This is a genomic window from Aliiroseovarius sp. B-4, assembly GCF_056857795.1.
Map to the genome: position 1 here is coordinate 28,883 of NZ_JBSXNV010000026.1, position 11,975 is coordinate 40,857.

Consider the following 11,975-nt stretch of genomic DNA (forward strand, 5'->3'; position numbering starts at 1 on the left):
AACGAGCAAAAACAAACCGACATGACCAAGCCAGAAAGCGGCATATCAAAATTGAAGTCACAGGCAGTTGTTTCGGACATATTCGGGACGGTCGATTTTCCGCTGAAACCGAACAGAAGTCCGCATGGACGTGTGACCGCCGTGTCGATGATGAAGGACGAAGGGCCGTTCGTGCTGGAATGGATCGCCCATCATCTTGCGATCGGCTTTACCGATCTGGTGGTTTTTACCAACGACTGTTCAGACGGAACCGATGATATGCTGATCCGGCTTGAAGAGCTGGGTCTGGCCCATCACCGACGCAACGTGATCCCGGACGGCATCCGGCCTCAGCCCTCGGCGTTGAAACATGCTCAGTTGGATCCATTGGTGGGGGCCAGCGATTGGGTGCTGGTATTTGATGCCGATGAGTTCCTGTGTATCCGCCACGGCGATGGGTCGCTGGACGGGATGATTTCTGCCGCACAGGACGCGGGCGCGAACGGCATCGTCATCACCTGGCGCATCTATGGGTCCGGCGGCGTTCACGACTGGTCGCGCGCCCCTGTCACCGAACAATATGTGCACGCCGCCCCGCCGATGTGGAACAAGGGCTGGGGCGTCAAGACACTGTTCAAATTCGATCCAGACTACTGGAAACTTGGCATCCACCGCCCGAAGATCAAGAACAAGCATCTCAAGACCGATTTTCCGGACAGCGTGGTCTGGCTGAATGGCTCTGGCTTGCCGATGGAGGATTATTTCAAATTTCGTGGCTGGCGGTCGATCGTGCGCACAGTTGGCTATGACTGGGCACAGATGAACCACTATGCGGTCAAATCCATCGACAGCTACGCGATCCGCAAGTTTCGCGGCAACGTGAACCTGAAAAAGGACAAGTATAACGCGGACTACTGGGCGCTTCAGGATCGCAACGAAGTCGTGGACGAAAGCGCGCTGCGCCACGCCGGTCGCCGCCGCGACATCTTTGACACGCTGCTGACGGACCCGGTGCTTCACAAGTTGCATTTCGCCGCCCTGGAGCGGGCCGAAGCACGCCTGGCAGAGTTCAAGGGCACGGAGGCCTATGTTGATCTGGTCGCCGGGTTGAAAGAGGCGTCAAAAGTCCCGATCACCAAGATCGACGCCAAACCCCCCAAACCGCGCGACCCTGCCCGCATCGCCGCCCTGATGTCCGAGGTCGAAAAGAAGCGCAACACCAAGCCCAAATCCGAACGCCGTCACAGCGCGCACCCGGATTGGGGCAAAGCCAGCGATCTTTATGTGCGCGGGCCGATTGATCTGGACACCGACACACCGGTCGAGGTCTTCGAGAACCGCAAGCTGAAGATCCCCGCCGACCCGCGAGTGTTCACGCCCGCCACGATTCAGTTGATCATGGAGGGCAAGTTTGAACGCAACGCTGCGCGGCGTATCCCGAAATTGCTGAACCCCGGTGCCACTTATCTTGAAGTCGGCGCCGGTATCGGTTTTCTGCCCGCCGTGATCGCCCGTGAACAACCCGGCGTCACGGTGATCGCTCAGGAAGAGGTCCCTGCCCTTGCCCAAACCGCCGCGCGCATCTGGGACGTGAACGGGCTTTCGCAGGGGCCGGCGCTGACGCTGACCACCACACCGCTGATCCAGCCCGATGATGCCCCGGACGCGGCGTCAGGGCTCAAGGCGCTGCTTGAGGACCACAAATGCAGCGTTCTTGTCGTGAATGACCCGCGCATGACCCCTTTGATGTTGGAAGCTTCCTTGAAGGCGGTGCCTGACACGCCACCCAAAGCCATAATCCTTGGCGCGCGCGCATTGGGCGACCAGTTGAATGCAGATGACGCGACCTTGGTGCTGACCACGCAGGGCTATGGCGTTTTGAAAGAAAACCCTCTTGCCGCTGCGTTGTTGTTCTTGCACCGCTCGGCGGTGCCGGAACAAGACAGGACACGGTGATGCAAGATACAGACGGCCCGCAGGCGTTGGAGATCGCAAAGCTGACACAACAGCTTGAAAAGCTCATGCGGCGCCAAGCCAGAAACCAACGCGCCGCCCATGCCAAGGGGCTTTTGCAAGGCATCTGTTCGATGCTGAAACCCGGTGATGTCGTTCTGGACTGCGGCGCAAATATCGGCGAAGTCACCGTCCCGCTGGCAAAGACAGGCGCCCATATCCACGCGTTCGAACCTGACCCCTATGCGTTTGGCAAGCTGTCGGATGCGACCCGCGATTTGGACAACGTCACCCTTCATAACGCGGCTGTTGGAACGAAAACCGGCACGATCAACCTGATGCGGGCCGAGAATTTTGGTGACAACCCGCGCGGTGCGTCGGTCAAAAGCACAGTGATCAGTGGTGGGCGCAAGATTGACGAAACGACCGAAAACACTCTTGAAGTGCCGCTGATTTCACTTCCCGATTTCCTGGCCGATCTGACCGCAAAACATGGCCAGATCGCGTTTCTGAAAATGGATATCGAAGGGGCCGAGCTTGAAATTCTGGAAGCGATGCTGGCTGACGGGTTGTTTGACAAGATCACTCTGACCGTCGCTGAAACCCATGAAAACAAGTTCAAGGCGCTGCGCGACCGCTTCAGGGCGTTGCGCGCTGCCGTCGCGAAGGCACACCCACCGACGCGGGTCAATCTTGACTGGATCTAGTCGTTCAGAGGAACGCGGCGCATATCGCCGCGGTCCATCCCGGTCAGAATCGCGTCAATCTCGGACGGGTCGAGATTGCCGATCGGCGCGCTGTCGTCGGTGAAGCCTGCGGCGGTCAGTTGGCGTTGCAACAGGTTGAAATCCAGCTCTCCGATCGACCGGAAGTCGACCCGTTTTGCATCATGTGCCACCCAGCTTGCGCGCAGTGCGTCTAGACTGTGCACCTTTGCGTTTGCGAACAGTTCGATCTGGTTGGCCAAATCCGCCAACAAGCCCGCCCGCCGACGCAAGATCATTGCCACGCGCGCGCCCGGTTGCAACGCATAGGCCGCCATATGAAGCGCCGAGCCGTCCAAGCCGACCACGTAACGCGCGGCTCTGTAACGGGCCAATTGTTCCGCCATACTGTGCTGCTGGGGGTGAAACACGGTATAGCCATTGGCCCTTAGCAATGTCTCAATCCGGGTTTCAGCCAACACGCCGCCACGTTTGTCCATCAAGGCACTGCGAGAGATGTAAAGACGCTCTGGTCCTTCCGGTGAAATCGCGGCCACCTGAGCGCGGGTGTGCGCGCGGTAGCGCGGTGAGCCACTCATCCGGCCGTGATGTCCAAAGCCCGGATCGGGAACGAACAGCGTATCCACGCGCGTCGGCTCGCGCAGGATGCGGATGGGTTTCCCGCCGCTCAGAATATCCAGAAACGGCCCGTATTCCTTTCTGGCCCGCCCGACGCCGCCGCGCCTGAATGGCGTGAATACGATTCCGTCGATCTTGTCGGCCAGTTCATCCAGCGCCCAAAGCCGGGACGTGGATTCCAGCAGGAAATGCCCGAAATGGGCGCGCAGCCACCCACCGTAAAGAAAACAACCTTCAAGCCGGGGTAAATTATCCGAGCGTGGCATTTGTGGTTCTGTCGTCGCCCGGCGCGGTCCCATGACCCCACGCGAATATTCGCAGAACGTGCCATCTGCATCCAGAACGCCACAGGAATTATCCGCAATATGGGGAAACACAACCGCATCCTTTAGCGTTGCGTATTGATCCGAAAGACCACCATAGCGATTATGTTTCATGGTGTGTTTCCTTCAGCGACCAGTATGGGGGCGATTGCCGACGCCCCCGCCTGCGCAAGTTCCGTGCGCAGTTCCGTCGTCATGGTATCAGGGTGCAGGCCCAACAAATCGTCGCCAACCCGATAGACCGATAGCCCTCCGCGTGCCAAATGACGGGCAATGCCCTGTTCTTCATGGGCATTCTGACCATTGCACTCAACAATCGCCATTTTCAGATCCAACCTGGCAAGATCAACGCTGCTCAGCACCGATAATTCGTGGCCTTCCACATCAATCACCAGCAAATCGGCCTGATCCAGCCCAGCCTGCAACAACAACGCGTCAAGGCGCTGTGTCTGCACAACGGTCGAGGCGATGTCATCCTTGCGCATCTGGATCCCTTTGCGACGACTTCCGCGGGCCAGCGCATCCAACATCCGCCCCCGATCCAGCGATGCGCAGCCCCGAATACCACGCGGATAGCGATCACGCGCCGCTTCGTTCAGGTGAAACAGTTCGAATGACCTGACGTCTGACGACACGGCAGTGTTGAACAGCTTCAGTTCCGGTCGGTCCTTATGGCGGTCCTGCAAATCCGAAAAATAGGTGGGGTGAGGTTCGACCATCAAACCGCGCCAGTGTCCACGCGCAATGAACGGAAACACCGGGTCGGCCATCTTGCCGTCATTGGCACCAATCTGGATCAAGGTCACATTCTGGTTCAGGCTGTCGGCAAGAGTTTGAATGGCGGTCTGAAGCAGCGCGCGATCGACCTTCCATTGCGGGATTTCTGCCTGCCGCCGCGCCGCGTCTTTCTTCTGTGCGACCACATAGGTTGAATGGCGGCTGACGCTCTTGAAATAATACGCCATTTCTGCCGGGTCGACGGTATCGTTGCGCATCCATGGCCGGTGAATGGCCACAAAATCCGGGCGTCCCACGCGCAATGCGGGGATTCTGGGCTGTTTGTCCCCAAGGTCCACGAACCGCGCCGCCCCACCCTCTTGCGGGACATACAGGAAAAACGTCGTGTCGGTGGCGGCTCGATAGACCTGATCTTCGACTGAATCGCGCCAGTGTTTCAGTTCGACCTGCCCGACGGTGCGGGTGTTGTAAGTCACCAGATCCAAATCGACGATGTCTGGATCCACCGACAACGCAAGACCAACCTTGGCGAACCCGTGTTGCGTGCCGATCCGGTGCATCGCCTTCAACATGTCCGGCGCAGGTGCATCGGGCAGAAGCAAGTCGGGATCGGTAAATATGAACCCTTGATCAGTGACAGGATCTCGCGCGGCCAAGGTCAGCGCCTTGCGCGGGCCAAGATTGTCACCAAGCGCGTGCAGGCGAGCCTTTTCGCGAAAGGCATCGCTTTTAAGATAGTCCAACAGCGGCGGATAATCGGATTGATTGTCCAGCACGGTTACATTGCCGAACCCGTGCTTGGCAAACCAATTCACAGTATCGCGGAGGTATGTCAATTGATTGAAAGAATTTATGAAAACCGGAATATGCCGGCGAATTTCCGCCTCGGGCGCGGCCCAGTCGACGGGACGCGGCGCGTCGATCCCGACCGCCTGGCCCTGCCGCAATAATCTGCGGGCGTATTGCAGGCCATACTTTTTTGCAAACACCTCGCAGGTATGGCGAACGCAACGGGTGCTGCGTCGCTTGCGCAGGTCGTTCAGAAACGGCTTGGCCCATTTGGGATTTGCCCGCTTGTTTTTCAGCAGTTCGAAAAACCGGGCGTCAAGCTTTCCGGTCGCCGGATAAGTTGCCAGCAGATGATCGAACGCACCGGATTTTACCAGCACCCGTATCAAGGTATGTCCGGCATATGGAATCGCAAAATCTTTCAGGTTGGGCGTTCCCAACCGCTGCGCATGTTGTTTGTCTTCCGAAACTTTGGGATCATAAAAAATGTGCCCCGAAGCAATTTGGTCAACATGGTTTGCGGCATCCAGATAAGCAGGGCTTTCCCAATCAAACTTGCGGTAAGGATAGGGGTATCGGCGCTCGAAAGGAGCGATCTGGCGGTTCAGGGTCGATTGCGGGCTGAACGCAAGCACCCTCGCACCCGGAACCAACCCGGCATAACACAGGGCGGCAAATCCACCCATCGAAGTCCCGACAAAAAGGATGTGTTTGAAAGGTTTGAAAAAGCCGGAGTTTTGTAAATCTGACAACCGCTTTTCGGTATCTGGCTGGCGATACCAGTCTTTCTCGTGGGTCTGTATTCCAAGAATCGAGTAGTTCAATGCCTTGGCTCGTGATGCCAACCACGCAGGCCAGGGACGCTGTTCGGGTCGCTCGTCAATCGAGGCAAGATTGTCAAATGTCACCAGCAGGATGTCGGATCGCCGCACAAAGACCGCGTCGCAATGTTCACCATCCAACCAGAAATCGTCAGCCTTGCAAACTTGTTCAGTGCTGTCGGTTTCGCTCCAACTCTTCATGGATAACCCTTGCTGTATTCGATAAGAAGCGGTTCGGATCAAAGTCTCTGCTTGCCGGGCGAGTGTCAATGATCGTCGGAGCGAGATTCCCTCGACGCGACCGGATTCAACCCAGGAATGGACACAGCAATTTCCCGCCGATGCTGCAAAACCGGTGGAGGCTTCCAACGGTTCACGATAGGCTGGAACAGAACGACAACGCGATTTGGACAGGATGGGAGTTGGGGGTTGCGGTTCACCTCTGTTAAGGCACTGTTATTCCTGATTTTCACGTTTTGCGGGCTGTTGCAGCCCGCACTGGCGCAGGACGATGTAAATTTCACCGTGGCCGGTTCAGACAGCTCGCTTGAAGATGAGCTGAAAAGTGCCTCGCTCGTGTTGGCCGCCAAAGGTGACACCGAAAAGGATACCCGTGATATATTCGCCGCCGCACTGGCCGAATACGGGCAGCTGGTGCAGACACTTTACGCAAATGGGTATTATGCCGGTGTGGTGCGGGTGCGCGTGGATGGGCGCGAGGCCGCGCAAATTCCACCCTTCGATGTCCCCCAATCCATCCGCCGGATAGAGGTTTCGGTCGAACCGGGCAAGCAGTTCCGGTTTGGCACCGCCAAGGCTGCCCCACTGGCACCCAATACTGACATGCCGACCGAATTTCGCACGGGTGAAGTGGCGAAGAGTGTCACCGTTCAGCAGGCAGTGGACGCCGCTGTTCTGGGTTGGCGCGATGCTGGTCATGCCAAGGTTGCATTGGCCGGTCAGACGATCACCGCCAACCATGCCAGCGCGCAACTGTCCGCGTCTCTGGCGTTTGAGCCGGGACCGAAGGTGCGGTTTGGTAATCTGCGCCAAACCACCGAAAGTGCCGTGCGCGCCGACCGTATCGCGCGCATTGCGGGCTTTCCGGCGGGCCAGGTCTTCTCGCCTGACGATCTTGAAACCGTTGCCAAACGCCTGCGGCGCACCGGCGCGTTTTCTTCCGTTACGTTGACCGAAGCCGAAACGCTTGGGCCGGACAACACGCTGGATATCGGGTTGGCGCTGGTTGATGAGGAGCCCCGCCGCTTTGGCTTCGGGGCCGAACTCGCATCGCTTGAGGGGCTTCAACTGACCGCATTCTGGATGCACCGAAACATGTTTGGCGGGGCCGAGCGGCTTCGCGTGGACGGCGAAGTTTCGGGGATTGGCGGCCAGCATGGGGGCATTGACTATTATCTTGACGTGCGGCTGGACCAGCCCGCCACATTCGGACCGGACACGAACGCCTTTGTGTTCGGCAGCCTCGCCTATGAAGACGAGCCGGGCTATGTCTCGCGCAGTGCCAGTTTGGGCGGTGGGGTCAAACGCATCTTTTCGGACACGCTGGAAGGCGAACTGGGCGCGGCTCTGATGTATTCGGAAACAACCGATGTGCTTGGCGACCGCCGGTTCTTCCTGTTCGCGCTGCCGTCGTCGCTGACATGGGATCGACGCAACAATCAGCTTGACGCAACGCGCGGCACCTATCTGAAGGCCGAGGCGATCCCGTTCATCTCGGTCGATACGGGTGGCACGGGCGCGTGGCTTTACGGCGATGGGCGCGCCTATCGCGGGTTCGGGGCCGAGGATCGGTTTGTGCTGGCCGGACGGGTGCAGGTCGGATCGGTCCTGGCCGGGGACAGCGGCGATATTCCCCCCGACTATCTTTTCTATTCCGGCGGTGGTGGCACCGTGCGGGGCCAGCCCTATCAGTCATTGGGACTTGATGCGGGTGCGGGCGAGATCACAGGCGGGCAGTCCTTTGCCGTTCTGTCAGCCGAATTGCGCGCCCAGATCACCGACAAGATCGGCGTTGTCGGTTTTGTCGATGCGGGTCACGTGGCTGGAGGCAGTCTGTTCGAAGGTCAGGGCAATTGGCACACGGGCGGCGGCATTGGCGTCCGTTACAAAACGCCGATCGGCCCGTTGCGGCTGGACGTGGCTGGCCCGATATCCGGCGATACCGGCGACGGTGTGCAGATTTACATTGGGATCGGGCAAGCGTTTTGAGCCTTCTTTTCCGAACACTCTTTGCCTTGGCGGCGTTGTGCTGGGCTGGCCTTGCGGTGGCTCAGACCGAACAGGCCGAACAGGATGATCGCGGCTATCTTCAGGCCCTTTTGGAAGACAACCTGTCGGATGTGGGTCGCGACATCCGCATAATCGGGTTTCAGGGCGCATTCAGTTCGGAAGCCACGGTGGACCAGATCACAATCGCCGATGATGAAGGCATCTGGCTGACGCTGAATGACCTTGTCCTGTCCTGGACCCGGTCAAGCCTGTTGCGGGGCGCGATCAATATCGACCGGATTTCGGCGAAGGAAATCATCGTCGCGCGCAGACCCTTACCGGTGGGTGGTGCCGCCACGCCCGAGGCGTCGGGATTTTCGCTGCCTGAATTGCCGGTATCGGTCGAAATTGGCCTGATCAAGGCGGACCGTGTCGAGATTGCAGAACCGGTCATCGGTGAAGCTGCTGTGGTCCGTTTGGAAGGCGCCGCCAGCTTGTCGGGTGGCGAGGGCACAGCCAAGCTGAACATCATCCGCATCGACGGACCAAGCGGCGCGTTGCAGTTCGATGGCAGCTACAGCAATACCTCCGAAGTGCTGGATCTGGCCCTTGCGGTCGAAGAAGGGGCAGACGGCATCGCGGCCAACATGCTTGATCTGCCGGGTCGTCCATCCATCGGTTTGACCGTCGCGGGCACCGGACCGCTGTCCGATTTCATTGCCGAGATTGATCTGTCCACCGACGGCGCGCCGCGCCTGACCGGCCAAGTCACCTTGCAGGATGAGACCGACGCTGCCGCTTCGTCCCCGGGCAATCCGGTGACGCTGAAACGGTTCGCCGCGCAGCTGTCTGGCGACATCGCGCCGGTATTCCTGCCCGATTATCGCGACTTTTTCGGTGATAATATTTCGCTGACAGCGACGGGACGGCGATTTGCCGACGGTGCGCTGGACCTTGAAACGCTTGAATTGACGACGAAAGCCCTGACGCTTCAGGGTGATCTGGCCCTGTCTGCAGGCGGCTGGCCCGAACGGTTCAAGCTGCAAGGCAGGCTGGCCCACGAGGATGGCGCATCGGTCGTGTTGCCGGTCGGGGGCACCAAAACGCAGGTGCAAACGGCAGACATTGCCATTGGCTATGACGCAGAGAATGGCGAGGCTTGGCAGGCCGTTTTCGCACTGAACAACATGATCCGCGATGATCTGGCGCTTGATACCGCAAAAATTACCGCCACTGGGGCGCTGGTGCGCGGGGAAGGCACGGCGGTGGGGCGCATGGATGGTGACGTTGTGCTTGATGTGCTGGGAATCACGCCAACATCCGAAGACCTTGCCCGTGCGATCGGTCCCGCGCTGGCGGGCAAACTGTCGTTTGACTGGCGCGAAGATGCGCCTTTGCAAATCTTGAACATCGATCTGGCTGGAACCGACTATCAACTGACCGGCAGCCTGTCCGCCGATGATCTGGAAAACGGCATTACGGTCACAACCAACAAGGATTTTGCCCTGACGGCCCGCGATCTGTCGCAATTTGCCGGGATGGCGGGCGCGCCGTTGACCGGGGCGGCCACCGTGGCGGTGAAGGGGAATGTCAATCTGCTGGGCGGTGCCTTTGATCTGACGATCACCGGCGACGGCACCGACCTTGGCATCGGCCAGCCTCGCTTTGATCCCCTGATCGCCGGGGCAAGCAGGCTGGACGTGAAAGCCGTGCGCGATGAAACCGGCACGCGGCTTGAGCGGTTGAATATCACCACCGATCAAACCATCGCCGCGGTGACGGCTGATCTGAAAACCGATGCCTCAACCGTTCAGTTCGACCTGAGGATCGAAGACGTGGCGGTTATCGACTCCGGCCTTTCCGGTCCTGCGACCGCAAATGGGTCCGCCACCCAATCCAGGGACAGTTGGTCCGTGCGGGCCGATCTGACGGCGCCGGGTGGCGTGGCTGCATCGGTTGACGGAACCGTGCAAGTTACCAAGGACGGGCCGGGTCTGGTCAACGGCGACCTGACGGTCAAGGCGGCCTCGCTTGCGCCCTATGCGCAACTGGCGGGCCGCCCCATCTCGGGGGCGATCTTGGCATCGGCCACTGGCAGCTATGACCTTGCCACGGGCAATTTCGATGGCGAAGTTGACGGGTCGGCCACCGATCTTGGACTGGGCGTTGAGGTGCTGGATGGCCTGACCCGCGGGGCCAGCACCTTCAGTGCCCGTGCCAACGGCAACATCGACAAGGTGGTGTTCGTGGAGGCGTTGTCGATCAAAACGCCCCAAGTGACCGCACAGGCGACGGGGCAGGACATTGACGGCCGCAACACGCTGACATTTCAGGTCAACCTGCGCGATGTCGGTGTTGTAGCGGTTGGGATCAACGGACCCGGTTCGGCCAGCGGCACCGCAACGCTGGTGGAAGACAGCTGGCAGCTATCTGCCTCGGCCACTGGTCCGGGCGGCGCAACCGGCACTGTGAATGGCAGCGTGCGATCGGACGCCAGCAGCGCCGACCTGGCCATCAACGGCAACGCGCCGCTGGAACTGGCCAACCGATTTATCCAGCCCCGCCTGCTGACCGGTCAGGCCGCATATGACCTGACGCTGAGCGGTCCACTGAAACTGTCATCCTTGTCGGGCCAGGTGCAGACCAGTGGCGCGCGGCTGACCCTGCCCACGTTCCGGCAGGCGCTGGATATCACCAGCGCAACGGCTGTGTTGTCAAACGGGCGGGCCGATCTGAACATCACGACCTCCGTCGTCAATGGCGGGCAGGTCACGGCTCGTGGCAATGTCGGGTTGGAGAGACCCTATCAGGCCGATCTGGAGGTCGACGTCAATCAGGTGACGCTGACCGATGGAAACCTGTTCGACACCAATGTGAACGGCGCGGCCACCCTGCGCGGGCCGTTGATCGGCGGGGCGACATTGCGTGCCGATATGACGCTTGGGCGAACCGAAATCCGTATCTCGGACGTATCGGCCAGCACCGTGCCGATCATCGCCGAACTGGACCATATCAACGAGACCGCAGCCGCACGCCAAACCCGCGCTTTTGCCGGTCTGATCGTCGAAGCGGACCCTGCCTCGGCCGGCACCGCCCGCCCCTATCCCATCGACATCACCTTGCGCGCGCCCAGCCAGATTTTCGTGCGGGGCCGCGGGTTGGATGCCGAGCTGGGCGGCGAGTTGCGCCTGACCGGGACCAGCGCCGATGTGCAGCCTGTCGGCGAGTTCGATCTGATCCGGGGCCGGCTGGATATTCTTGGTAAACGCCTGACCCTGACCGAAGGTCGCGTCAGCCTGCGCGGTGCGTTCGATCCGTATCTGCGCTTTGCCGCCGTTTCCCAATCCGACGACATTACAGTGACCATCAACGTGATCGGCCCCGCCTCGGCACCCGAAGTCACCTTCACCTCAAGCCCGGCATTGCCCGAGGACGAGGTGCTGGCGCGGCTGCTGTTCGGGCGCAGCATTTCGGACATTTCCGCCTTGCAAGCCTTGCGCTTGGCGGCGGCGGTCAGAACACTGGCAGGTAAGGGCGGAGACGGGATCGTCGGCAATCTGCGCAAGAACTTCGGACTTGATGATCTGGATCTGACCACCAATGAAGATGGCGAAGCCTCGTTGAGTGTCGGAAAATATATCTCGGAAAATATCTATACCGATGTGAATGTCGGTGCCGATGGCGACACCGAGATCAACCTGAACCTGACCATCAGCCCTTCGGTAACGGCGCGTGGCACGGTCGGGTCGGACGGTGAAAGCACCATCGGGATCTATTTCGAACGGGATTATTGATCGGCG

The 11,975-nt window shown here is 59.7% G+C and carries 6 protein-coding genes; 4 read left to right on the forward strand and 2 right to left on the reverse strand.

The annotated features are described in order from the left end of the window. Nucleotides 1–21 precede the first annotated feature (21 nt). Together AC13C8_RS01915 and AC13C8_RS01920 are read left to right on the forward strand one after the other, a co-directional pair. Nucleotides 22–1,935: a glycosyltransferase family 2 protein gene (locus AC13C8_RS01915; protein WP_482846242.1), complete on the forward strand. Its 1,914-nt coding sequence runs from the start codon at nt 22–24 to the stop codon at nt 1,933–1,935. Continuing rightward, nucleotides 1,935–2,639 carry an FkbM family methyltransferase gene (locus tag AC13C8_RS01920; protein ID WP_091433737.1) on the forward strand — a complete coding sequence of 235 codons (705 nt, stop codon included), beginning with the start codon at nt 1,935–1,937 and terminating at the stop codon, nt 2,637–2,639. Before AC13C8_RS01915 ends, AC13C8_RS01920 begins: the two co-directional genes overlap by 1 nt. On the opposite strand, the gene AC13C8_RS01925 is transcribed toward AC13C8_RS01920, so the two are convergent. Together AC13C8_RS01925 and AC13C8_RS01930 are read right to left on the reverse strand one after the other, a co-directional pair. Further along, complete coding sequence (locus tag AC13C8_RS01925; RefSeq protein ID WP_482846243.1) at nt 2,636–3,712, reverse strand: glycosyltransferase family 61 protein; 1,077 nt, start codon at nt 3,710–3,712, stop codon at nt 2,636–2,638. The genes AC13C8_RS01920 and AC13C8_RS01925 overlap by 4 nt on opposite strands. Continuing rightward, the gene (locus tag AC13C8_RS01930; RefSeq protein WP_482846244.1) at nt 3,709–6,147 is read right to left on the reverse strand and encodes an FkbM family methyltransferase; all 2,439 of its coding nucleotides are present in this window, start codon (nt 6,145–6,147) and stop codon (nt 3,709–3,711) included. The genes AC13C8_RS01925 and AC13C8_RS01930 overlap by 4 nt, the downstream gene beginning before the upstream one ends. Nucleotides 6,148–6,375: 228 nt before the next feature. Between AC13C8_RS01930 and AC13C8_RS01935 the strand changes: the two genes are divergently transcribed. Both AC13C8_RS01935 and AC13C8_RS01940 read left to right on the forward strand, forming a co-directional pair. Beyond that, on the forward strand, nt 6,376–8,175 hold the full coding sequence (locus tag AC13C8_RS01935) for an autotransporter assembly complex protein TamA (protein ID WP_482846245.1): 1,800 nt from the start codon (nt 6,376–6,378) through the stop codon (nt 8,173–8,175). Further along, nucleotides 8,172–11,969 carry a translocation/assembly module TamB domain-containing protein gene (locus tag AC13C8_RS01940; protein ID WP_482846246.1) on the forward strand — a complete coding sequence of 1,266 codons (3,798 nt, stop codon included), beginning with the start codon at nt 8,172–8,174 and terminating at the stop codon, nt 11,967–11,969. The genes AC13C8_RS01935 and AC13C8_RS01940 overlap by 4 nt, the downstream gene beginning before the upstream one ends. Nucleotides 11,970–11,975: the final 6 nt, after the last annotated feature.

Excerpts from the sequence above, each read along its gene's own strand:
- AC13C8_RS01925 (WP_482846243.1), bottom strand. The coding sequence starts at position 3,712 with ATGAAACATAATCGCTATGGTGGTCTTTCGGATCAATACGCAACGCTA.
- AC13C8_RS01915 (WP_482846242.1), top strand. The coding sequence starts at position 22 with ATGACCAAGCCAGAAAGCGGCATATCAAAATTGAAGTCACAGGCAGTT.
- AC13C8_RS01920 (WP_091433737.1), top strand. The coding sequence starts at position 1,935 with ATGCAAGATACAGACGGCCCGCAGGCGTTGGAGATCGCAAAGCTGACA.
- AC13C8_RS01930 (WP_482846244.1), bottom strand. The coding sequence starts at position 6,147 with ATGAAGAGTTGGAGCGAAACCGACAGCACTGAACAAGTTTGCAAGGCT.